The sequence below is a fragment of the Belnapia rosea genome (assembly GCF_900101615.1).
Classification (GTDB): domain Bacteria; phylum Pseudomonadota; class Alphaproteobacteria; order Acetobacterales; family Acetobacteraceae; genus Belnapia; species Belnapia rosea.
Window position 1 is genome coordinate 79,845 of record NZ_FMZX01000009.1, and the last position, 21,365, is coordinate 101,209.

The following is a 21,365-nucleotide window of genomic DNA, read 5'->3' on the forward strand; positions in this document are numbered from 1 at the left end:
GGGCAGGCGCTGCAACTGGCCGTGGCTTGACCTGCCTGATGCGCCGGCGGAGCGTTCCGGCATGGAAGGCTTCCTCATTCTCCTGGTGCTCGGCTTCTTTCTGGGCTGGGCGCTCGGCATCGCCGGATACCGGAAGGCGAGCGCCCTCCAGCGCCGGGTCCAGGCACTGGAGGATGCGGTGCGGAACGGCGCCCCGCTCGCCGCACCGGCCCCGCTGCCTTCCCCTTGGGACAAGCCGGCAGAGGCGCCCGCACCGGTCGAGCCCGTGGAGCCGGCCCCGAAGCCGGTGGAGGAACCCGCCCTTGCAGCCGGACCACCGCCAGCCGGGCCATCACGGCGGCGGCCGGGCCTTGAGGAATTGCTCACCCTGCGCTGGGGCACCTGGCTCGGTGCCGGGGCCCTGCTGCTGGCCGGCGTCTTCCTGGTGCGAACCGCGGTGGAGGAGGGCTGGCTCGGGCCGGGGCCGCGCTGCGCGCTGGCCGGGCTGCTCGGCCTCCTGCTGATCGGCGGGGCCTTCTGGCTGCGGCGGCGGCCGGCGGCGGAACGGCCGGGCATCCCCTGGCCGGACCAGGCGCCGCCGGCCCTTGCGGCGGGTGGCCTCGCCATCCTCTTCGGCGCCGCCTATGCGACCGGGCCGATGTATGGGCTGGTGCCGCCGTTGGCGGGCTTCGCCCTGCTGGCACTGGTGGCGCTGGCCGGAATCACGCTTGCCCTGGCCTTCGGGCCGGTGGTGGCGGCCATTGGCATCGCGGGCGCCTATGTCACACCCGCCCTGGTCGAGACGCAGGACCCGTCGCTGCCCGGACTCTTCCTCTACCTGCTGGCCGTGACCGCGGCGGCGCTGGCAGTGCTGCGGCAGGTCGGGGCCGCCTGGCTCGGCTGGTGCGCGGCCGGAGCATCGGCGGCCTGGGTGGTGGCGGGCGGCATGATCGCCGCGGATTCGGCCGCGGCCTGGGCCCCTGCCCTCTTCGCTCCGGCAGCCGCCGGACTGCATGTCGGGCTGTTGCCACGGGCGGCCCTGGCGAGCGGGCTCGGCCGGCGGCTTGCCTTGCTGCCCTTCGCCCTGCTCGCCGCGGCCGGCCTGGTGCTGGTGCCCGGAGCGGGCAGCCTCGCCCCGGCGGCCGGGATTCTCCTGTTCTCGCCCATCGCCCTGGCCAACGCGGCATGGGAGAGGCGGCTGATGCCGCTACCCTTCCTGGCTGCGCTCGCGGGGCTGCTGGCGCTGCTCGCCTGGACCATCCCGGCCTGGCTGGCACCCGAGGAGGCGGTGACGATCGATGGGATGGTGCAGGCGCTGCTGCCCATCCACCCCTGGCCGCCGGAGGCGTTGCGCCCCTTCCTCGGCGCCGCGCTGCTGCTGGCGGCGATGCATGGGCTGACCGGAGCCTGGCAGGAACGGCGTTCGGCGCGGTCCCTGGCATGGGCGGCCCTGCCGGCTGCCGTCCCGGTCCTGACCCTGCTGGTGGCCTATGCGCGGGTGCGAGGCTTCGCCCTCGACGGGGGCTGGGCGCTGGCGGCGCTGGCGCTGGCCGCTGCCTCGACCGGGCTCGCTGGCCTGGCCATGCGAGCCGGGGCGGTGCAGCGGGCGGGCGCGCATGCCGCCGGCGCCATGGCGGCGCTCGCACTTGGGGCGGCGATGGTGCTGGCCGATCAGTGGCTGACCCTCGCCGTCGCCCTCTTCCTGCCGCCGCTTGCCTGGGTGGAGGGGCGGAGCGGCCTCGCGCCGCTGCGTCGGGTGGCGCTGGCGGTGGCCGGGTTGGTGCTGGTGCGGTTGCTGCTCAACTGGCATGTCGCCGAATACGCGGTGGGCGCGACACCGGTGCTGAACGGCCTTTTGCCAGCCTATGGCCTGCCCGCCGCCAGCTTCGCCCTGGCTGCCGCGATGTTCCGCCGCCGGCGGGACGACCTGCTGGTCGGGGTGCTGGAGGCCGGGGCGCTGGCTTTCACCACCGTGCTGGTCCTGGCCGAGATCCGCCACGCCATGACCGGTGGCGACTGGGCCGGGAGCGCGGATTGGAGCTTCCGCGAGGCGGCGCTGCAGCTCACCGCCCTGGCGCTGCTCGCCAGCCTCACCCGTTGGCTGGAGAGGCGTCTCGGCGGGCGGCGGGTCCTGGGCGTGGGCTGGCGGCTGCTCTTCACTGGCGTGGCCGGCTTCGGTGCCGTGCTGGTCCTGGCCAACCCGGCCTTCGACAGCGAGGCGGGGCTGCTGCCCGTACCGGTCTTCAACGAGTTGGCCCTGGCCTATGCGGTGCCCGGCGCCCTCGCCGGCCTTGCCTTGCGCGGGTTGGCGCCAAGGCTGCTGGCGCGGATCTTGGCCTGCTACGCCCTGCTGGCCGGCTTTGCCTGGGTGACGCTGGAAACGCGGCATCGCTTCCACCCCGGCGGCATGGCGCTCGATCTGGAGCCGGTGGGCGGGTCCGAGCTCTATGCCTATAGCGGCGCCTGGCTCGTCTTCGGGGCGGGGCTGCTGGCGCTCGGCATCCGCCAGCAGGTGCCGGCGCTGCGATTGGCAGCGCTTGGGGTGATCGGGCTGACCATCCTCAAGGCCGTCTTCATCGACATGGCCGAGCTCGAGGGGCTGTGGCGGGTGCTCAGCTTCCTCGGGCTCGGCCTGGCGCTGATCGCGCTGGGCGCGGTCTATCGCCGCTTCGTCGTCACTCCGGCGCCAGTTCCGCCGGGGTGACGGCCCAGGCGGAGCTGCCATCGGCCGGCGGCTCGCACCGGATCGGCAGGGCGTTCGGCGTCCGCACATTCGGCTCATGGCCGAAGGCGAGGCGCAGCGCCCGGAACAGCGCGCCATGCGCCACGACAAGGACGGGGCCGGGCCGGGCCGTGGCGCGGTTGATGGCGGCGACGGCACGGGCCAGCAGCCCGGCGAAGGGCTCCGCTCCGGCCGGGGTGTAGTGGCCGGCGATCCAGTCGTCGTACCAGTCGCCCATGGGCTGGCCCTCCTGCTCGCCGAAGCAGACCTCCTGCAGCCCCTTGTCGAGGGCGACAGGCAGCCCAAGCGCCTCGGCGGCGATCTCGGCCGTGACCTTCGCCCGGATCAGGGGCGAGGCGACGATGGTGGCGATGCCGCCGATGCCCACCAGCGTCTTCGCCGCCCGCCGGGCCTGCAGCAGGCCGACGCTGTTCAGCGGGATATCCGTCCGGCCCTGGGACAGGCCCTGGGCGTTCCAGTCCGTCTCGCCATGGCGGAGGAACCAGAAGGGGATGGGGTTCAGCTTCTCCGCCATGGCGTCCGGCATGCTCAGGCGAAGCCCTCGGCGGCCATGGTGCGCTGCACCGCGGGGCGGGCCTTCATCCGCTCGTAATGCGCGGCGACGTTCGGCGGCAGGGTCTTGTTCAGCCGCGCCGCCCACCAGAAGGAGACGTAAAAGAGCGCGCTGTCAGCGAAGGAGAACTCGCCGAGCAGGTACTGCTTGCCCTCCAGCGCCTTGTCGAAAAGCCCGAGGCCCTTCTCGAAGATCTCGACGCCCCTGGCCTTCACCGCCTCGTGGTCCGCCTCGTTCGGGGCGAAATTGCTCGGCCGGAAGATGCGGGAGAAGCCCTGCATATGGAGGGTCGCCACGGCATAGTCGGTGTATTCCAGCGCCTTGGCGAGACCCTCCGCACCCTGCGGCAGGAGCTTCGCCTCGGGAAAGGTGCTGGCCAGCCAGAGGGCGATGGCGGGGTATTCCGTCAGCACCGAGCCATCGTCCCGCACCAGCGTCGGCACCTTGGATTTCGGGTTGAGGCTGGTGAATTCCGGCTTGAACTGGGCGCCTTCCTTGGTGTTCAGCAGCACCGGCTCATAGGGCTTGCCGATCTCCTCCAGCAGCACGTGAATGCCGATCGAACAGGCGCCAGGCGCATAGAACAGCTTCATCGGGAGCCTCCCAGGTTGTGCCGGCAGATGAACCGAGCCCGGGCCGGCCGGCAAGAGGGATTCCGGGCCGGCTTGCATGGCTGGAATGACCGTGCAGAGGGTTCATGCGGCATGGGTGTTGCGCTAATGTGGCATGCCGAGAAACAAAACAACGGAAGCGGGCGCGATGCCATCCTCCCCTGACACCACCATCAGCATCACCCGCACGCGGTCGCCGCAGCAGCGGCCGGCCGATGCCTCGCTGTCCTTCGGCAAGGTCTTCACCGACCACATGTTCCTGATGGAGTACGACGAGGGCCAGGGCTGGCACAGCCCGCGCGTGGTGCCCTATGGCCCGCTGACCATGGATCCGGCCACCTCCGTCCTGCATTACGGCCAGGCGGTGTTCGACGGGCTGAAGGCCTTCCGCGGCGAGGATGGCCAGGTGCGGCTGTTCCGCGCCCAGCGCCATGCGGAGCGACTCAACCGCTCCTGCGCCGCGCTCTGCATTCCGGAGATGGATGCCGGGCTGATCCGCCGGAGCTTCGAGGCGATCGTCGCCGCCGACCACGAGTGGGTGCCCCGCAGCCCCGGCACCTCGCTCTATATCCGCCCGACCGTCGTGGCGACGGAGGTGATGCTCGGCGTGCATCCGGCGCATCGCTACACCTATTTCGTCATCTGCTCGCCGGTCGGCTCCTACTACAAGGAGGGGGTGAAGCCGGTGCGCATCCTGGCGACGGACAAGTATGTGCGCGCCGTGCAGGGCGGGCTCGGCGAGGCGAAGACGGCGGCGAACTACGCCGCCTCGCTCTCGGCCCAGCGCGATGCGGAGCGGCAGGGCTATACCCAGGTGCTCTGGCTTGACGCGCTCGAGCGGCGCTGGATCGACGAGGTCGGCACCATGAACATCATGCTCCGCATCGGCGACGAGGTGATCACCCCCCCGCTCGGCGGCACCATCCTCGATGGCGTAACCCGGAATTCGGCACTGGCCCTGATGCGGGACTGGGGGCTGCGCGTTTCCGAACGTCGCATCTCGATCGAGGAGGTGATGCAGGCCGGGCGCGACGGCTCGCTGCAGGAGATGTGGGGCACGGGCACCGCGGCCGTGGTCTCGCCGGTGGGCGAGCTTGGCTACAAGGACCAGAAGGTCGTCATCGGCGGCGGGCAGACCGGGGCGCTGACGCAGCGTCTCTACGACGCCATCACGGCGATCCAGTACGGCCGGGCGCCGGACCCGCATGGCTGGACGAGCGTGGTCGAGGCCCCCGTCGCGGCCTGAAGGGAGCAGGCCTTCCCGCGGCTTTGCCGCGGGACGATTCTGGAGCCTCGGGCGGAAAGCAAGACCGGCTCCCCGCGGCGCCGCGCAGCGGCGTCGTGGGAATTAATTGAACAGGGAGGAGACCGAGCTCTCTTCCGAGATGCGGCGCATCGCCTCGGCCAGCAGCGGGGCGATGGTCACCTGGCGGATGTTCGAGGAGACGCGAACCGCCTCCGTCGCCAGGATGCTGTCCGTCACCGTCATGTTCTCGATCGGCGAGGCGCCGACGCGGGCCACGGCGCCGCCCGAGAACACCCCGTGGGTGACATAGACCGAGACGCCGCTCGCGCCGTTCTTGATCAGCGCCTCGGCTGCGTTGCAGAGGGTGCCGCCGGAATCGACGATGTCGTCGACCAGGATGCAGTGCCGCCCCTCGACCTCGCCGATCACGTTCATCACCTCGGAGACGCCGGCGCGGGGGCGGCGCTTGTCGATGATGGCGAGGTCGGTATGGAGGCGCGACGCCATGGCGCGGGCGCGGACCACGCCGCCGACATCCGGGCTGACCACCATCAGGTCACGGCCCTTGTAGCGCTCCATGATGTCCCGCGAGAACAGCGGCGCGGAGAACAGGTTGTCGACGGGGATGTCGAAGAATCCCTGGATCTGCGCGGCATGCAGATCCATCGTCAGCACCCGGTGGGCGCCGGCCGCGGTGATGACATTGGCCACTAGCTTCGCCGAGATCGGCGTGCGCGAGCCTGATTTCCGGTCCTGCCTGGCATAGCCGAAATAGGGGATCACGGCGGTGACGCGGCGGGCGCTGGCTCGGCGCAGCGCGTCGAGCGTGATCAGCAGCTCCATCAGGTTGTCGTTCGCCGGGTAGCTGGTGCTCTGCACCACGAAGACGTCCTCGCCGCGGACGTTCTCGTTGATCTCCACGAAGACCTCCATATCGGCGAAGCGCCGGATGGAAGCACTGGTGAGCGGCAGGCCGAGCGAAGCGGCGACCGCCTCGGCCAGCGGCCGGTTGCTGTTGCAGGCGACGATCTTCATGCCCGGCCGGACCCCTGTCTGTGCGCCATCCGTACCATTCGCGATCCGGACGCCGCCGAAGCCCGCCTAACGCGGGGCGGGGCGGGAGATACCAAGCGGGCGGGGGCCTGTAAATCGCCCTTGCCCGCCTCCGTGACAGGCCAGGGACGCTTCCGTGGCAGCCGGGCGGAATGGCGGTCCGGCTTTTAACCGGCAGGTAATCCCCCATCCGGCAAATTCTGCCCGTTGGCAAAAGGCTGACCGGGGAATGAGCGATGCATCGGCCATACGCGGCTGGGCGGGACCGATGAACGGGGTGATCGACGGCCTGAAGGCCCTCGGGCGAGGGCGTCTCCTGGCGCTGGCCGGGGTCGCGGCCGGGCTGCTCGCCCTGCTGGCCGTGATGGCGCTCCGCGCCGGGGAGGTGCCGATGAGCCCCCTGTTCGGGGAATTGGAAGGCCGGGATGCCGCTGCGGTCGTCGCCATGCTGGAGCGCCAGCGGGTTCCCTTCCGTCTGACCGCCGGCGGCACCCAGGTGCTGGCGCCAACCGATCAGGTGGCCCGGCTCCGCCTGATGCTGGCGCGGGAGGGGCTGCCCTCCGGCGGCGGCGTCGGCTGGGAGATCTTCGACCGTTCCGAGAGCCTCACCACCAGCCCCTTCCAGCAGGATGTGAACCGGCTGCGGGCCCTGGAGGGGGAGTTGTCCCGCACCATCCGTGGCCTTGCCGGGGTGCGCTCCGCCCGGGTGCATCTGGTGCTGCCGCGGCGGGAGGCCTTCTCCCGTGAACGGGGCGAGGCCCAGGCCAGCGTGGTGCTCGCCATGCAGGGCGCCCAGCGCCTGGACCGCGAGGGGGTGCAGGCAGTGCTCCATCTGGTTGCCACGGCCGTGCCCGGCCTCAAGCCGCAGCATGTCTCGATCGTCGACAGCCGGGGCGAATTGCTGGCGCGTGGCGGTCAGGCGCTGGCCGGCGCCGCTCAGGCCCTCAACCAGGAGGAGTTGCGGCGGGCGCAGGAGATGCGGATCGGCCGGGCAGTGGAGGAGCTGCTCGAGCGGAGCCTCGGCCCCGGCCGTGTCCGCGCCGAGGCGACGGTCGAGATGGATTTCGACCGGGTGGAGACGCGTGAGGAGCGCTTCGATCCGGAGAACCAGGTGCCGCGCAGCACCCAGAGCGTGACCGAGCAGAATCGCGGGGCGGAGCCGCCATCGACCTCGGTCGCCACCAACCTGCCGGGACAGGAGGCCGCCCCCGGCGGCGCCAGCTCGGAGAACCGGCAGGAAGAAACCACCAATTTCGAGATCGGCCGCTCCAGCCGCAGCACGCTGCGCGAGCATCCGGTGGTGCGCCGCCTGTCGGTCGCCGTGCTGGTCGATGGCGTGGCCGATGCCGCCGGCGCCTGGCGGGAGCGGACGCCGGAGGAGCTGGCGCGGATCGCAAGCCTGGTGCGCAGCGCCGTCGGCTTCGACGAGCGGCGGGGGGACAAGGTGGAGGTTGTCTCCATGCGCTTCGTCGAGGAGGCGCAGGGGCCGCTGGAGCCACCGGGCTTCCTCGGTCTGCCCATCACGCCCGCGCTGGCGACCCGGCTGATCGAGAGCGGGCTGCTGGCCGTGGTGGCGCTGGCGGCCATCCTGGCGCTCGGCCGGCCGGTGATCGGCCGCGTGACGGCCAGCCTCGCCCCGCCAGCACCGGTGCTGGCGGAGGCCATTGTTGCAGGGGAAGGCGAGGCGATGACCGACGGCACGGCCGAGGCTGCAAGGCTGCCTGGCAGCGGGGAAACAATGCTGAGTCGCGCCCAGATCGAGGGCCAGCTCCGTGCCTCGGCGATCAACAACCTGCTGGAGCTGGTCGAGCAGCATCCGGATGAGGCGCTCTCGGTGCTGCGCCGCTGGCTGGCACCGGAGGAGGCGGGCTGATGGCGAAGATGCCGCTCACCAGGCCGCAGAAGGCAGCGGCGCTGATGCTGGCGCTCGGGGAGGAGCATGCAGCGAAGCTCTTCGCCCGCATGCATGAGGACGAGATCCGGGACCTCTCCATCGCCATGTCCACCCTCGGCACCGTGCCGTCCGGCACGATCGAGGATCTGTGCCAGGACTTCGCCGAGCAGCTCGGCCAGGCCGGATCGCTGACCGGCAGCTTCGAGAGCACCGAGCGGCTGCTGCTGAAGACCCTGCCGCCCGACCGCGTCGCCCAGATCATGGAGGAGATCCGCGGCCCCGCTGGCCGCACCATGTGGGACAAGCTGGGCAATGTGAATGAGGCCGTGCTCGCCAATTACCTGAAGAACGAATACCCGCAGACCGTCGCCGTGGTGCTGACCAAGGTCCGCGCCGACCATGCCGCCCGCGTGCTGGCCCTGCTGCCCGAAGGCTTCGCCATGGAGGTCGTCATGCGCATGCTGCGCATGGAGACGGTGCAGAAGGAGGCGCTGGAGGGCGTCGAGCGCACCCTCAAGATGGAGTTCATGTCGAACCTCGCCCGCGCCGCGCGGCGTGATGCGCATGAGATGATGGCGGAGATCTTCAACAACCTCGACCGCCAGGCGGAGGCGCGCATCCTGGGCGCCCTCGAGGAGCGCAACCGCGACAGCGCCGAGCGCATCCGCGGCCTCATGTTCACCTTCGAGGATCTTCAGCGTGTCGACGGCAACGGGCTGCAGGCGCTGCTGCGCGCGGTCGAGAAGGACAAGCTGGCGCTGGCGCTGAAGGGCGCCTCCGAAAACCTCCGCGAGCTCTTCATGAAGAACCTGACGGAGCGGGCGGCGAAGCTGCTGCGGGACGATATCGCGGCGCTCGGCCCTGTCCGGCTGCGCGACGTGGACGAGGCCCAGGCGACGATCGTCGCTGCCGCCAAGGACATGGCGGCACAGGGCACCATCACCCTGCAGGATGGGCGGGACGAGGAGATGCTGCCATGAGCGGCGCCTTCGAGCCCCTGCTCCTGCTGCGGCGCCCCCCGGCCGGGCCGCGCTCCGAGGCACCTTTCGAGATCCCGGACCTGGATGCGCCCCCTCCCCCGCCGCCCAGCGCCGAGCCAGGGCCCGATTCCGCTCTCCTGGCCGCCGAGGCCGAGGCCGCCGCGGCAGCGGCGGAGGCTGCGCGCCTCGATGCGGCGCGCGAGGCCGGCTACGCCGATGGCGAGGCGGCCGGCCGTGCCGCGGAAGCAGCCAGCCGGGCTGCGCGGGAGGCTGCTGCGCTCGCAGCCATCGCGGCCTGTCTGGCCGAGGCCAGCGCCGGGGTGGCGGCGGCGGTCGAGGCCGCGGCGGCGGAGATGGCGGGGATCCTCATCGCCGCGCTCGGCGCCGCGTTGCCGGCCGCCGCCGCCCGCCTTGCACCCGACAGCGCCGCCTGGCTCGCCACCCAGCTGGCGCCGCTGCTGGAGGAAGGCATCGCGGTCACCCTGCATGTCGCCCCGGGCTGTGCCGGGGCGGTCAGCCAGCGCATCGCGGACCCGCATATCCGGCTCGCCGAGGATGCCGCCCTGGCGCCAGGCGCGATCCGTGCCGCCTGGCATGGCGGCGGCGCCGAATTCTCGCCCGCAACGCAGCAGGCCGCCATCGCCGCCCTGCTGCACGGCTTCGGGCTGCACCCCACCAATGAGGAAGACTGACCATGGCCGACCCTTCCGGCTTCGAGACCCTGGGCCCGCTCGACAACGCCTCACCGCGCCCCGCCGGGCCGGGTGGACGGGATCTCGAGGCGGTCTATGACATCCCGGTGCAGGTCAGCGCCGTGCTCGGCCGTGCCACCATGCAGGTCTCGCAGCTGCTGAAGCTCGGCCGTGGCGCCGTGGTGGAGCTGGACCGCAAGCTGGGCGAAGCCGTCGACATCTATGTCAACAACCGCCTGGTCGCCCGCGGCGAGGTGGTGATGGTCGAGGACAACCGCCTTGGCGTGACCATGACCGAAATCGTCAAGGGCGACCGGGGGATCTGAGCATGGCAAGGCTCCTCATCATCGGCGCGCTGACGGCGGAACTCGGCCTGGCCGCGCGCATGGCGACGGCCCGTGGGGCTCGGCTGGCCCAGGCGGAGGGCGTTGCCTCCGGCCTCGAGCGGCTGCGGGCGGTGGGGGCGGATCTCGTGCTCTGCGAAGTCACGCACGATATCGGCTGGCTGGTGGAGCAACTCGCGGCGGAGCGCATCGCCTGCCCGGTGGTCGCCTGCGGCCGCAACGCCGACGCGGCGGCCGCGGTGCGGGCGATCCGCGCCGGCGCCAAGGAATTCCTGCCGCTGCCGCCGGATGCCGAGTTGATTGCCGCCATGCTCGCCGCCGCCGCCGGCGAGGCGGACGCCCCGGTGCATCGCGACCCGGCCATGGCGGCGCTGCTTGACCGCGCGGCACAACTGGCCACGGCCCAGGCCAGCATCCTGATCACCGGCGAGAGCGGCACGGGGAAGGAGGTACTGGCCCGCCACATCCACCGCAGCAGCCGCCGGATGCAGGGACCTTTCGTCGCGTTGAACTGCGCGGCACTGCCCGAGGCCCTCCTGGAATCGGAGCTCTTCGGCCATGAGAAGGGCGCCTTCAGCGGCGCCGTCGCGGCCCGGCGCGGCAAATTCGAGCAGGCCGATGGCGGTACCCTCCTGCTCGACGAGATCGGCGAGATGGACCCGCGGCTCCAGGCCAAGATCCTCCGCGTGATCCAGGAGCGGGAGGTGGACCGGCTCGGTGGCGGCGCCCCGATCAAGGTCGATGTGCGCCTGCTGGCCGCGACCAACCGCGACCTCGCGGCGGAGGTGCAGGCAGGCCGCTTCCGCGCCGATCTCTACTACCGCCTCAACGTGCTCGCGCTGCATATCCCGCCGCTCCGCGAACGCCCGCTCGACATCCTGGCGCTGGCCGGGCATTTCGCCATCCGCTACGCCGAGGCCAACGGGCTGCCGAAGCGCGCCCTCTCGCCGGCGGCCGAGGCGCTGCTGCTGTCGCATCCCTGGCCGGGCAATGTACGGGAGCTCGAGAATACGCTGCACCGCGCCGTGCTGCTGGCGCGCGGCCCGGCCATCGGGCCGGAGGCGGTGGAACTCACCCTACTGGCGCCACTGCCCCAGGCGGAGCCGCGCCCGGCAGCGAGGGCGGAGCCTGCTGCGTCACGCAGCCTCTCGGGCCTCGTCGGGCGGAAGGTGGAGGAGGTGGAGCGGGACCTGATCCTCGAGACATTGAGCCACTGCCTCGGCAACCGCACCCGCGCGGCGGAGATCCTTGGCATCTCCATCCGCACGCTGCGCAACAAGCTGCACGAGTACCGCGCCCAGGGCATGCCGGTGCCGGCCGCGCATCCGCCGCTGCCCTGGCCGATGGAGGCCTGACCGATGGGGGGCATCGCGCTGCCGGCCTGGCTGCACCGCCTCCAGCCGGGGGGTGATATCACGCTGGCCATCGGCGTCGGCCTGCTGCTGGCCGTGCTGGTGGTGCCACTGCCGACGCTGCTGCTCGATGCCGGGCTGGCGCTCTCCATCACCCTCTCCGTGCTGGTGCTGATGGTTGCGCTGTTCCTGCGCTCGCCGCTCGAATTCACCGCCTTTCCGCAATTGCTGCTGCTCACCACCCTGCTGCGCCTTGCCCTCAACGTGGCGACGACGCGCACCATCCTCAGCCATGGGCATGAGGGGCCGGAAGCGGCGGGGCATGTCGTCGCGGCCTTCGGCGGCTTCCTGATGGGCGGCGACGTGATGGTCGGGCTGATCGTCTTCGCCATCCTGCTGATCGTGAATTTCATGGTCGTCACCAAGGGCTCGGGCCGCATCGCCGAGGTGGCGGCGCGGTTCAGCCTGGATGCGATGCCGGGCAAGCAGATGGCGATCGACGCCGACCTCTCCGCCGGCATCATCGACGAGCCGGAGGCACGGCGCCGCCGCAGCGAATTGGAGCAGGAGAGCGCCTTCCACGGCGCCATGGACGGCGCGGCGAAATTCGTCCGCGGCGATGCGATCGCCGGGCTGATCGTCACGGTGGTGAACCTGCTGGGCGGTCTCGGGATCGGCGTGCTGCGGCATGGCCTGGCAATCGGCGAGGCGGCGACGACCTTCGCCACCCTCACCGTGGGCGACGGGTTGATCAGCCAGATTCCCGCGCTGCTGATCTCGGTCGCCGCCGGCATCGTCGTCACCAAGGGCTCCAGCAAGGAGCGCGCCGACGAGATGATGAGCCGCCAGCTTGGCGGCGGCTGGAAGCCGATGGCCTTGGCCTCCGGTGCCGCAGGCTTCCTTGCGCTGATGCCGGGCATGCCGCTGCTGCCCTTCCTCGCGCTGGCCGGCGGCGGCGGCGCCCTGGCCTGGCATCGGCGCGAGGCGGAACGCAAGCAGGCCGAGGCGCCACCACCGCCGCCGCCGCCGCCTGGGGAGCCGCCGGTCGCCGAGGCCCTCCGGCTCGACCTGCTGCGGCTGGAACTCGGCTATGGGCTATTGTCGCTGGCCGCCGGCGAGGCGCCGCGGCTGACCGAGCAGATCCGCAGCCTTCGCCGCACGATGGCGAGCGAGATGGGCTTCGTCCTGCCGAGCGTCCGCATCCAGGACAACCTGGAATTGCCCCCCGATGAATACATCCTGCGGGTGAAGGAGATCGAGGCCGCGCGAGGCCGGCTGCGCCCGCCGCTCCACCTCGCCATCGATCCATCCGGCCAGGTGCCGGCCATGCCCGGCGAGCGGACGAATGAGCCGACCTTCGGCCTGCCCGCGCTCTGGATCGAGGAGGCGCTGCGGGATGAGGCCCTGGCGCGGGGCTGCACCGTGGTCGACTGCGCCGGCGTGCTGGCGACCCACCTGACCGAGACGGTGCGCGACACCATGCCGGAGTTGCTCTCCTTCGCCGAGACGCAGAAGCTGCTCGACGAACTTCCTGCGGAACACAAGAAGCTCGTCTCCGACGTCATCCCGGCGCAGATCGGCGTCGGTGCCCTGCAGCGTGTCCTGCAGGCGCTGCTGGCGGAGCGGGTCTCGATCCGAGACCTGCCGACCATCCTTGAGGGCGTGCAGGAGGCGACCGCAGGTGGTGCCCGCGGCATGGGCCAGATCCTTGCGACAGTACGCGGCCGGCTGGCACGGCAGCTCTCCGAGGCGGCGCGCGGGCCACAGGGCTATGTGCCGCTGGTGCCGCTCTCGGGGGAATGGGAGCTGGCCTTTGCCGAAAGCCTCGCCGGACCGCCGGAGGAGCGGCAGCTCGCCATGGCGCCCTCGCGGCTGCAGGAATTCATGCAGCGGGTGCGCGAGGTGCTCGATGCCGCCGCGGCGGCGGGAGAGGCACCGGTGCTGGTCTGCTCGGCCGGGATCCGCGGTCATGTCCGCGCCATCGTCGAGCGCTTCCGCCCCTCGACCACGGTGCTGAGCCAGACGGAAATCCATCCGCGCAGCCGCATCCGCACCGTGGGCACGGTCTAACCCATGCGGCTCCGGCTGTTCCAGGCGGCAGGGATGGTGGAAGCGATGGCCCTGGTCCGGGCCGAGCTGGGCCCCGACGCCGTCATCCTCGACAGCCGGCGGGTGCGGGGCGGCGTCGAGGTGACGGCGGCCTTGGACCAGCCGGCCGCCGCGGTGCCGCTTCCGCACGGGCCGCTGCCTGGCCCCACCTCGCCACTCGCCCGGCATAACCTGCCGGCGGGACTGGCCGTGCGGCTGGGTGCCGGGCCGCTGGACGCGGAGCTTTCGGCCGCGCTGCGCTTCGCCCCGCTGCCCGATGGGCGCGCACGCCCCCTGCTGCTGGCCGGGCCGCCGGGGGCTGGCAAGACGCTCAGCTGCGCGAAGCTGGCGACGCGGGCCGTGCTCGCCGGTGCCCGGCCGCTTGTCGCCAGCACCGACGGGGTGCGTGCCGGGGCGACGGAGCAGCTCGGCGCTTTTGCGCGCGTGCTGGGCCTCCCACTCGCCGTGACACCGGAGCCGGACATGCTGCGGCATGCGCTGTCCCATCGCCAGCCCGGCCAGCCCGTGCTGATCGACAGTGCCGGCTGCGATCCCTTCGACCCCGTCCAGGCCGCCTGGCTGCGCAGCCTGGCGCTGGCCAGCGGGGCCGACCTGCTGCTCGTCCTCCCGGCCGGGCTGGACCCGGCCGAGGCGGCGGAGACAGCCGCCGCCTTCGGCGCCCTTGGCGCCCGCTACCTGCTGCCGACGCGGCTCGATGCCGTGCGGCGGCTGGGCGGCGTGCTGGCAGCCGCCAGCCTCGGCCTCGCCCTGACGGAGGCCGGCACCGGCACCGGCGTCGCCGATGGGCTGACCCCGATCGACCCGGCCTGGCTGGCACAGCGACTGACCGCCCCTTTCCGTCTGGAATCCGCCGCATGAACGACACCCGATCCGGCCAGATCATCGCCATCGCCTCCGGCAAGGGCGGCGTGGGCAAGACCTGGCTCGCCATCAGCCTCGCCCAGGGCCTGGCGGAGGCAGGAAGCCGGGTGCTGCTGGTGGATGCCGATTTCGGCCTGGCCAATGTCGATGTGCAACTCGGCCTCGCCCCCGGGCCGGATCTGGGCGAGGTGCTGGCAGGCCAGCGCTCCCTGGCGGAGGCGGTGAGGCCCCATGCGGCCGGCTTCGACATCCTCCCCGGCCGCTCCGGCTGCGGCAGCCTGGCCGGCCTCGGTACGGCGGCGCTGGCCCGGCTCGAACCCCTGCTCGCCGCCGCGGCCGGGCAGTGGGATGTGGTGCTGCTCGATCTCGGGGCCGGGCTGGAACCCGTCGTGCGTAGCCTCGCCGCCCTCGCCGATACCCTGCTCGTGGTAGCGACGGAGGAGCCAACCAGCCTCACCGATGCCTATGCGGTGCTGAAGCTCCATCGGCGGGACCGGCCGCCTGGCGACCAGCGCGTGGTGGTGAATCTCGCCACCGACCAGGCTGCGGGCCAGCGGGTCTGGCGCAGCCTCGACACTGCCTGCACCCGCTTCCTCGGTGCCGGCGTGCCGCTTGCCGGCATCATCCGGCGGGATGCGCGGGTGGCGGAGGCCATTCGCCGTCAGACGCCGCTGCTGACACGGCATCCGATGGCGCATGCCGCCGCGGATGTTCGTGCCCTGGCCGCCACGCTCACCACCCTGTCGCGCCAGGCGGGAAAGTTACATCCGGCCATTTGATGTCCGGCGCGAAAGGGATTACGGCAGAAAGCGGAAACGGTTTCCCGTCCTGCCGGGTGGGCCTGCCCTTTTCTGCCGGAGTATCCGATGACCCTGCGCCAGACCTTGCTTGCTACAGCCGTCGTAGCCTCCGCTGTCCTGCCCGGCTCCGGCATCGCGCAACCGATCTCGGGCCTCTACGTCGGCGCCGGCGCCGGCCTGAACAACTGGCTCGACAACAAGAACCGCGGCATCCACGTCCACGACAACGATATCGGCGTGGTCGCGCTGGCCTCCATCGGCTGGGGCTTTGGCAACGGGTTCCGGGCGGAGGTCGAGGGCAACTACCGCAACCAGGAGATCAAGCGCCTTTCGCTGAACGACGTCACGGTCGGGCGGTCCGGCGACGTGAATCGCTACGGCGCGATGGCCAATCTGCTGTTCGACTTCGACCTGTCCGGTTTCGGCATCGCTCCGCGCGTCTTCCAGCCCTATCTCGGCGCGGGTGCGGGCTATGCCTGGACGGAGTACAGCAATGCCCGGTTCAATCCGGGGGCCAGCAGCTACCGCATCGACGATACCGGCGGTGCCTTCGCCTGGCAGGCCATCCTCGGCGGCGCGGTGGGCATCGCCCCCGGCCTCGCCCTGACGGTGGAGTATCGCTATTTCAACGCCTTGCAGCCGGACCTCGCCGTCACCCGCACGGCCGGCCCGGTCAATGCGGCGGTGCCGGGCAAGTACCGGCCGGAAGGCGAGAACCACAGCCTGCTCTTCGGCCTGCGCTATGCCTTCAATGCCCCGCCCGCGCCGCCTCCGGTGGCCGAGGCGCCGGTGCAGACCCCGGCACCCGAGGTCGCCCGCACCTATCTCGTCTTCTTCGACTGGGACCGCGCAGACCTGACCGACCGTGCCCGGCAGGTCATCACCGAGGCGGCCACTGCAACGCGTCGGTTGCAGTCCACAAAGATCGAGGTGGCGGGCCATGCGGACCGCTCCGGCACCCCGCAGTACAATCAGCGCCTCTCCGAGCGGCGCGCCCAGGCCGTCGCCGCGGAACTGGTGCGCCAGGGCATCAACCGCAGCGAGATCGGCATCACCGCCTATGGCGAGAGCCGCCCGCTCGTCCCGACGGCCGATGGTGTACGCGAGCCGCAGAACCGCCGCGTCGAGATCGTACTTCGGTAGGGCCAACCGGCCTGCGGTCCTGCGTTGCATCCTGACCCGGAGCAGCGCAGGACTCCCGTATGATCGGCATCGACTGGGGCACCACCGCCTTCCGCGCCTACCGCCTCGCCCCCGGCGGCACCATTCTCGACCGGCGGGAGAGCGAGGGGGGCATCCTCTCCGTTCCACCCGGCGGCTTTCCGGCGGCGCTCTCCGCCGCCATCGGTCCTTGGCTGGCCGAGGGCGAAAGCCTCGTCCTGCTCTGCGGCATGGTCGGCAGCCGCCAGGGCTGGCAGGAAGTGCCCTATCTCTCCTGCCCGGCGGGCCCGGCCGAGATTACCGGCGCCCTCACGACCCTGCCCTTCGCTGGCGCCCGCTGCCTCCTGGTCCCGGGCCTCACGACGCGGGACTCGGGCGGCGTGCCGGATGTCATGCGCGGCGAGGAAACCAAGCTGATCGGGCTGCTGGCGGAGCTTGGCAATGCGTCGGCCCTGGCCTGCCTGCCGGGGACGCATTCCAAATGGGCCCGGCTTGAGGGCGGCCGCATCGCCAGCTTTTCCACGCATATGACGGGCGAGGTGCGTGCCGTACTGCTCGAGCACAGCATCCTCGGACGGCTGGCGAAGGAGGAGGCGCCGATGGACGAGGCAGCCTTCCTCCGCGGCGTCCGCCGGGCCCGCGAGGCGGGCGGGATGCTGCACCATCTCTTCGGCACGCGGGGCCTTGGCCTGATGGGCGAGCTGACGCCCGAGGCGACCAGCAGCTACCTCTCCGGCGTGTTGATCGGGCACGAGGTCTCGGCTGCGCTGGCCGATGGAGTGCCGCAGGGGCCAATCCACCTCGCCGGCTCCGCAACCCTGACCCGGTCCTATGCGCTGGCCTTCGGTGCCTTCGGGCTGGACCATCGCCTGCACGACCCCGACCTGGTTCTCAGGGGCCTGGTGCTGATCGCGGAGACTCTGCCATGACGATGCGAGACTGGCTGGCCCGTTGCCCCCTCGTCGCCATCCTGCGCGGCATCACGCCGGAGGAGGCGGTGCCCGTCGCCGATGCGCTGCTGAACGCCGGCATCACCATCCTCGAGGTGCCGCTCAACTCGCCCGAGCCGATCGAGAGCATCCGCCGGATGGCCGCGCATTGCGGCGAGCGGGGCCTGGTTGGCGCCGGCACGGTGATGACCGAGACGCAGCTGAACCAGGTGGCCGAAGCCGGCGGGAGGCTGCTGGTGACGCCGCATGCCGATGTGGCGCTGGTCCGCCAGGCGAAGCGGTTGGGGATGCTGGCCGCACCTGGCTTCTTCACCCCGACCGAAGCCTTCGCCCTGCTTGCGGCCGGGGCGGACGCGGTGAAGCTCTTCCCCGCCGAGGCCGCCTCGCCCGCCGTGCTGAAGGCGCTCCTCGCGGTGCTGCCGAAGGGCACGCCGGTGCTGCCGGTAGGCGGCATGGGGGCGGAGACCATCCCCGCATGGCGGGCTGCCGGGGCCGTCGGGTTCGGGATCGGCTCCTCGCTCTACAAGCCAGGCGATTCAGCGGAACAGGTCGGCGCGCGGGCGGTGGCGCTGCGGCAGGCCATCGCGGCCCGCTGAGCGGGACGGCAGGCTATCCCGCTGCCGATACAAGGAAGGGACTGCGTTCCGGAACGGGCAGGCTGCGGAAGCCAGGGCGGGCGAAGAGATAGCCTTGAAAGAAATCGACGCCCATGTCCCGCAGGATGGCGCATTCCGCCTCGGTCTCGATCCCCTCGGCAACGACCTGCACGCCGAGGTCCCGGCAGGCACCGATCATGGCGGCGAGGATAACCTGCCGGGCCCGGTGCGTGTCGCAGCCGCGGACCAGGCCCATATCGAGTTTCACCAGATCCGCCGGCAGGTCGGCGAGCAGGGCCAGCCCGGCATGGCCGGCCCCGAAATCGTCGATCGCCAGCGTGAAACCCATCTGCCGATAGGCCTGGAAGATGCGCAGCAGATGTGCGGGGTCGTGAACCCTCTCGCGTTCGCTGACCTCGAAGATCAGGCGATTGGTCGGGAAGCCCGTGCGATTGGCGGCCTGGAGCGTTGCCTGGATGCAGGCCACCGGATTGTAGACTGCATTGGGCAGGAAATTGATGGCAAGCTTGGCCCCGCTTTCTGCCAGGCGGAGGCGGCTCGCCTCCTCGATCGCCGCGACGCGGCAGGCCTGGTCGAAGGCGTAGAGCCCTTCGGGCGCGACCTGATCGATGACCCAGCCGGCACCCTGGCCCTCCGGCCCGCGCACCAGCGCCTCATGGGCATGAACACGTCCACCCTGCCCACCATCGAGAATGGGCTGGAAGGCCATGGCCAATTCGAAGTCGAGGCCATCTCCCTCGCGACAGCCGGCACAGGCCGGCTGTCCAGCAGCACTACGCGCATTCTGATTCGGCACCGGGGTCGTCATGGACGGGCTCATACGGGCCGGACACTAACCCAAAGTTGCCGAACCTATTTGGCTCATCGACCATTCACCGGAACTTGATGGCGCCGTTGCGGCCATTGACCGGCCCCCATCGCCGGGCAAGTCTCGCGTCTGCGTCAAGGGCCGGGTCGGAGAGGAGACACCGACAATGTTCATCCAACTCGACGACATCGCCGTCCATGCCGAGGTTTCAGGGCCGGATTCCGGTCCGCCCGTCCTGCTGCTGCACAGCCTCGGCACCAACTTCCATATGTGGGGTCCGCAGGCGAAAGCCCTGGCGAAGCGCCACCGCGTCATCCGGATGGACATGCGCGGCCATGGGCTGACCGAAGCGACGCCAGGCCCCTATACGATGGACCGCCTGGCTCAGGATGCGTTGGCGCTGCTGCATGCGCTCGGCATCCATGCCGCGCATGTGGCCGGCGTCTCCATCGGCGGGCATATCGCCATGCGGATGGCCGCTCTTGCCCCGGAACGCATATTGTCGCTGATGCCCTGCGACACAGCGCTCGATTTCGGCGGTGCCACGAATTGGCAGGGACGGATGGATGCGGTCGCCGCCGGCGGCATGGCCGCGGTCGCCGATGCGACGCTCGGCCGCTGGGTGCTCGACCGGTCGCTCGCCTCCTCGAAAGGGCTGCGGCGGATGCTGCTGACCACGGACCCTACAGGCTGGCTCGGCTGCGCCGCGGCGCTGCGGGATACGACGGGCAGCGAATTGCCGGGACGAGTGCGCTGCCCGACCACCATCCTGGTCGGCGACCGCGACGAGTCCACCCCCGTCGCGGCGGCCCAGGCCATCCATGCGGCGATCCCGGAGAGCAAGCTCGTCATCATCGCCGAGGCCGCGCATATCCCGAATTTCGAACGCGAGGAGGCGATGACCCGTGCCCTTCTCGCCCATATGAAGCTCGTCACCGCCCTGCCGGCCAGCGCCGCCGAAGCCGGCATGGCGGTGCGCCGGCGCATCCTGGGCGAGGCGCATGTCGACCGCTCCGAGGCGGCGCTGACGGCGCTCGACATGCCCTTCCGCGACTTCATCCTGGAGGGCGTCTGGGGCCGAGTCTGGACGCGGCCGGGCCTGCCCTACCGCGACCGCAGCCTGCTCTGCCTCGGCATCCTCGCGGCGCTCGGCCATCACGACGAGTTCCGCCTGCATGTGCGCGCCACCGCCAATACCGGCGTGACGCCGGAGGAGATCGCCGAAATCCTGCTGCAGGTCGCGGCCTATGCCGGGGTGCCAACGGCCAATACCGCCCTCCGTTTGGCGAAGGATATCCTGAAGGAAATGGAGGGATGAGCTTCCGCCAGCCAGCACCCGGCACCCAGCCACCCTATGACGCGCCGGAATACGGCAGCACCCACAGGCGCCACCCGAAGCAGCCGCTGATCCGCATCCCGCAGACGCTGACCGAGACCAGCGCCCCCCGCATGCGGCCCTCGCTCTACGAGACGACGCATAACCTCGCCAAGGGTCCGGGCTGGGAAGCGCAGGGCGAACGCATCACCGTCGCAGGCCGCGTGCTCGACGAGGATGGCCGCCCGGTGCCGGGCGCGATGGTCGAGGTCTGGCAGGCCAATGCGGCCGGCCGCTACAACCATGAGCGGGACCAGCACGACGCGCCGCTCGACCCCAACTTCAAGGGCGAAGGCCGCATCTTCACCGATGCGGAGGGCTGGTACCGCTACACCACCATCCGTCCCGGCGCCTATCCCTGGCGCAACCACCACAATGCCTGGCGGCCGGTCCATATCCATTACAGCCTGTTCGGCGCCGGCTTCGCGCAGCGCCTCATCACCCAGATGTACTTCCCGGGCGACCCGCTGCTGCCGCTCGACCCGATCTTCAACTGCGTCCCCGACCCGGCGGCGCGCGAGCGGCTGGTCGCCCGCTTCGACCTCGAGGTGACGGAGCCGGACCATGCGCTTGGCTACCGCTTCGACATCGTGCTGCGCGGGCGCGACGCGACGCCGATGGAAAACACCGCATGACGCCTCCGGCCACCGCGAGCCAGACCGCAGGCCCCTACTGGCACCTGATCGAGTTCCCCGAATGGGCCGACCTGCTGCGCCCGGACGGGCCGAATGCCGCCATCGCCGGCGAGCGGATCACCCTCGAAGGCACCATCACCGATGGCGATGGCGCGCCCTGCGCCGATGTCATGGTGGAGATCTGGCAGGCCGACCCCGAGGGCAGCTACGAGGGCGCCTTCCATGGCTATGGCCGCTGCGCGACCGACAAGGCAGGGCGCTTCCGCTTCGTCACGCTGAGGCCGGGGCCGGTGCGGGCGGAGGGCAATGCCTTCCAGGCGCCGCACATCGCCATCTCGCTCTTCGCCCGCGGCCTGCTGAAGCAGCTCATCACCCGGCTCTACTTCGCAGGCGAGCCACTGAACGATCAGGATCCGATCCTCGCCGCCATGCCGTCCGGGCGGCGCGGCACCGTCATCGCACAGCGGGCGGCAGACGGAGCTTGGCACCTCGATATCCGGCTGCAGGGCGACGGCGAGACCGTGTTCTTCGAGGTTTGACCCCGCCAGGCCGGTGAACCCCGCCGACAGCCCCATCCTCGGCGCCCTCTACGGGACCGGGGC

Annotated in this window: 20 protein-coding genes; 16 read left to right on the forward strand and 4 right to left on the reverse strand. The window is 71.2% G+C overall.

Translation table 11 applies throughout. The features are described 5' to 3' along the window. Positions 1-61: 61 nt before the first annotated feature. Complete coding sequence (locus tag BLR02_RS15970) at positions 62-2,683, forward strand: DUF2339 domain-containing protein (protein WP_090663895.1); 2,622 nt, start codon at positions 62-64, stop codon at positions 2,681-2,683. Here the strand turns inward: BLR02_RS15970 and BLR02_RS15975 are convergent. Both BLR02_RS15975 and BLR02_RS15980 read right to left on the reverse strand, forming a co-directional pair. Beyond that, a complete protein-coding gene (locus BLR02_RS15975; RefSeq protein WP_090561657.1) occupies positions 2,655-3,248 on the reverse strand; it encodes a histidine phosphatase family protein in 594 nt (197 codons plus the stop codon). The two genes, BLR02_RS15970 and BLR02_RS15975, sit on opposite strands and share 29 nt — an antisense overlap. A gap of 2 nt (positions 3,249-3,250) precedes the next feature. Beyond that, positions 3,251-3,868 carry a glutathione S-transferase family protein gene (locus tag BLR02_RS15980; RefSeq protein WP_090561655.1) on the reverse strand — a complete coding sequence of 206 codons (618 nt, stop codon included), beginning with the start codon at positions 3,866-3,868 and terminating at the stop codon, positions 3,251-3,253. Positions 3,869-4,034: 166 nt separating this feature from the next. Here BLR02_RS15980 and BLR02_RS15985 point away from each other — a divergent pair, with 166 nt between their 5' ends. Beyond that, positions 4,035-5,132, forward strand: coding sequence for a branched-chain amino acid aminotransferase (locus BLR02_RS15985; protein WP_090561653.1), 1,098 nt, complete (start codon positions 4,035-4,037; stop codon positions 5,130-5,132). A gap of 102 nt (positions 5,133-5,234) precedes the next feature. On the opposite strand, the gene BLR02_RS15990 is transcribed toward BLR02_RS15985, so the two are convergent. After that, entirely contained in the window at positions 5,235-6,167 is a 933-nt protein-coding gene (locus BLR02_RS15990; protein ID WP_090561651.1) for a ribose-phosphate pyrophosphokinase, read from the reverse strand. A gap of 247 nt (positions 6,168-6,414) precedes the next feature. Here BLR02_RS15990 and fliF point away from each other — a divergent pair, with 247 nt between their 5' ends. From fliF to BLR02_RS16045, 11 genes are all read left to right on the forward strand, one after another. Then, positions 6,415-8,058, forward strand: a complete 1,644-nt coding sequence (gene fliF, locus BLR02_RS15995; RefSeq protein WP_245704812.1) for a flagellar basal-body MS-ring/collar protein FliF — start codon at positions 6,415-6,417, stop codon at positions 8,056-8,058. Next, positions 8,058-9,059, forward strand: a complete 1,002-nt coding sequence (gene fliG, locus BLR02_RS16000) for a flagellar motor switch protein FliG (RefSeq protein ID WP_090663896.1) — start codon at positions 8,058-8,060, stop codon at positions 9,057-9,059. The genes fliF and fliG overlap by 1 nt, the downstream gene beginning before the upstream one ends. Next, positions 9,056-9,751, forward strand: a complete 696-nt coding sequence (locus BLR02_RS16005) for a hypothetical protein (RefSeq protein ID WP_090561645.1) — start codon at positions 9,056-9,058, stop codon at positions 9,749-9,751. Before fliG ends, BLR02_RS16005 begins: the two co-directional genes overlap by 4 nt. 2 nt (positions 9,752-9,753) lie before the next feature. Then, complete coding sequence (gene fliN, locus BLR02_RS16010) at positions 9,754-10,077, forward strand: flagellar motor switch protein FliN (protein ID WP_245704813.1); 324 nt, start codon at positions 9,754-9,756, stop codon at positions 10,075-10,077. Positions 10,078-10,079: 2 nt separating this feature from the next. After that, a complete protein-coding gene (locus tag BLR02_RS16015) occupies positions 10,080-11,450 on the forward strand; it encodes a sigma-54 interaction domain-containing protein (protein ID WP_090561644.1) in 1,371 nt (456 codons plus the stop codon). A gap of 3 nt (positions 11,451-11,453) precedes the next feature. Then, complete coding sequence (gene flhA, locus BLR02_RS16020; RefSeq protein WP_090561642.1) at positions 11,454-13,517, forward strand: flagellar biosynthesis protein FlhA; 2,064 nt, start codon at positions 11,454-11,456, stop codon at positions 13,515-13,517. A gap of 3 nt (positions 13,518-13,520) precedes the next feature. Beyond that, entirely contained in the window at positions 13,521-14,414 is an 894-nt protein-coding gene (locus BLR02_RS16025) for a flagellar biosynthesis protein FlhF (RefSeq protein WP_090663897.1), read from the forward strand. After that, on the forward strand, positions 14,411-15,196 hold the full coding sequence (locus BLR02_RS16030; RefSeq protein ID WP_090663898.1) for a nucleotide-binding protein: 786 nt from the start codon (positions 14,411-14,413) through the stop codon (positions 15,194-15,196). The genes BLR02_RS16025 and BLR02_RS16030 overlap by 4 nt, the downstream gene beginning before the upstream one ends. An 87-nt stretch (positions 15,197-15,283) precedes the next feature. Further along, complete coding sequence (locus tag BLR02_RS16035) at positions 15,284-16,360, forward strand: OmpA family protein (protein WP_090561636.1); 1,077 nt, start codon at positions 15,284-15,286, stop codon at positions 16,358-16,360. A 59-nt stretch (positions 16,361-16,419) separates the two neighbouring features. After that, positions 16,420-17,307 (forward strand): 2-dehydro-3-deoxygalactonokinase, encoded by an 888-nt coding sequence (locus BLR02_RS16040; protein ID WP_090561634.1) that lies wholly within the window; start codon positions 16,420-16,422, stop codon positions 17,305-17,307. After that, positions 17,304-17,924 (forward strand): 2-dehydro-3-deoxy-6-phosphogalactonate aldolase, encoded by a 621-nt coding sequence (locus BLR02_RS16045; RefSeq protein WP_090663899.1) that lies wholly within the window; start codon positions 17,304-17,306, stop codon positions 17,922-17,924. The genes BLR02_RS16040 and BLR02_RS16045 overlap by 4 nt, the downstream gene beginning before the upstream one ends. 13 nt (positions 17,925-17,937) lie before the next feature. Here BLR02_RS16045 and BLR02_RS16050 read toward each other — a convergent pair whose 3' ends face one another. Next, positions 17,938-18,741 carry an EAL domain-containing protein gene (locus BLR02_RS16050; protein WP_342670581.1) on the reverse strand — a complete coding sequence of 268 codons (804 nt, stop codon included), beginning with the start codon at positions 18,739-18,741 and terminating at the stop codon, positions 17,938-17,940. A 178-nt stretch (positions 18,742-18,919) separates the two neighbouring features. On the opposite strand from BLR02_RS16050, the gene pcaDC reads away from it, so the two are divergent. Genes pcaDC through pcaG form a run of 3 tightly spaced genes read left to right on the forward strand, consistent with a single transcriptional unit; the run spans position 18,920 to position 21,302 of the window. Further along, positions 18,920-20,071, forward strand: coding sequence for a bifunctional 3-oxoadipate enol-lactonase/4-carboxymuconolactone decarboxylase PcaDC (gene pcaDC, locus BLR02_RS16055; protein ID WP_090663900.1), 1,152 nt, complete (start codon positions 18,920-18,922; stop codon positions 20,069-20,071). Then, positions 20,068-20,763 carry a protocatechuate 3,4-dioxygenase subunit beta gene (gene pcaH, locus BLR02_RS16060; RefSeq protein WP_090663901.1) on the forward strand — a complete coding sequence of 232 codons (696 nt, stop codon included), beginning with the start codon at positions 20,068-20,070 and terminating at the stop codon, positions 20,761-20,763. The genes pcaDC and pcaH overlap by 4 nt, the downstream gene beginning before the upstream one ends. Then, on the forward strand, positions 20,760-21,302 hold the full coding sequence (pcaG, locus tag BLR02_RS16065) for a protocatechuate 3,4-dioxygenase subunit alpha (RefSeq protein ID WP_090663902.1): 543 nt from the start codon (positions 20,760-20,762) through the stop codon (positions 21,300-21,302). The genes pcaH and pcaG overlap by 4 nt, the downstream gene beginning before the upstream one ends. The last annotated feature ends 63 nt before the right edge of the window (positions 21,303-21,365 follow it).

Coding starts and splice junctions, on each gene's coding strand:
- BLR02_RS15980 (WP_090561655.1), bottom strand. CDS start 3,868: ATGAAGCTGTTCTATGCGCCTGGCGCCTGTTCGATCGGCATTCACGTG.
- BLR02_RS16030 (WP_090663898.1), top strand. CDS start 14,411: ATGAACGACACCCGATCCGGCCAGATCATCGCCATCGCCTCCGGCAAG.
- pcaH (WP_090663901.1), top strand. CDS start 20,068: ATGAGCTTCCGCCAGCCAGCACCCGGCACCCAGCCACCCTATGACGCG.
- BLR02_RS16040 (WP_090561634.1), top strand. CDS start 16,420: ATGATCGGCATCGACTGGGGCACCACCGCCTTCCGCGCCTACCGCCTC.
- BLR02_RS16025 (WP_090663897.1), top strand. CDS start 13,521: ATGCGGCTCCGGCTGTTCCAGGCGGCAGGGATGGTGGAAGCGATGGCC.
- BLR02_RS16045 (WP_090663899.1), top strand. CDS start 17,304: ATGACGATGCGAGACTGGCTGGCCCGTTGCCCCCTCGTCGCCATCCTG.
- pcaDC (WP_090663900.1), top strand. CDS start 18,920: ATGTTCATCCAACTCGACGACATCGCCGTCCATGCCGAGGTTTCAGGG.
- BLR02_RS15975 (WP_090561657.1), bottom strand. CDS start 3,248: ATGCCGGACGCCATGGCGGAGAAGCTGAACCCCATCCCCTTCTGGTTC.
- BLR02_RS16035 (WP_090561636.1), top strand. CDS start 15,284: ATGACCCTGCGCCAGACCTTGCTTGCTACAGCCGTCGTAGCCTCCGCT.
- fliG (WP_090663896.1), top strand. CDS start 8,058: ATGGCGAAGATGCCGCTCACCAGGCCGCAGAAGGCAGCGGCGCTGATG.
- BLR02_RS15990 (WP_090561651.1), bottom strand. CDS start 6,167: ATGAAGATCGTCGCCTGCAACAGCAACCGGCCGCTGGCCGAGGCGGTC.
- BLR02_RS15985 (WP_090561653.1), top strand. CDS start 4,035: ATGCCATCCTCCCCTGACACCACCATCAGCATCACCCGCACGCGGTCG.
- BLR02_RS16015 (WP_090561644.1), top strand. CDS start 10,080: ATGGCAAGGCTCCTCATCATCGGCGCGCTGACGGCGGAACTCGGCCTG.
- fliN (WP_245704813.1), top strand. CDS start 9,754: ATGGCCGACCCTTCCGGCTTCGAGACCCTGGGCCCGCTCGACAACGCC.
- fliF (WP_245704812.1), top strand. CDS start 6,415: ATGAGCGATGCATCGGCCATACGCGGCTGGGCGGGACCGATGAACGGG.
- BLR02_RS15970 (WP_090663895.1), top strand. CDS start 62: ATGGAAGGCTTCCTCATTCTCCTGGTGCTCGGCTTCTTTCTGGGCTGG.
- BLR02_RS16005 (WP_090561645.1), top strand. CDS start 9,056: ATGAGCGGCGCCTTCGAGCCCCTGCTCCTGCTGCGGCGCCCCCCGGCC.
- pcaG (WP_090663902.1), top strand. CDS start 20,760: ATGACGCCTCCGGCCACCGCGAGCCAGACCGCAGGCCCCTACTGGCAC.
- flhA (WP_090561642.1), top strand. CDS start 11,454: ATGGGGGGCATCGCGCTGCCGGCCTGGCTGCACCGCCTCCAGCCGGGG.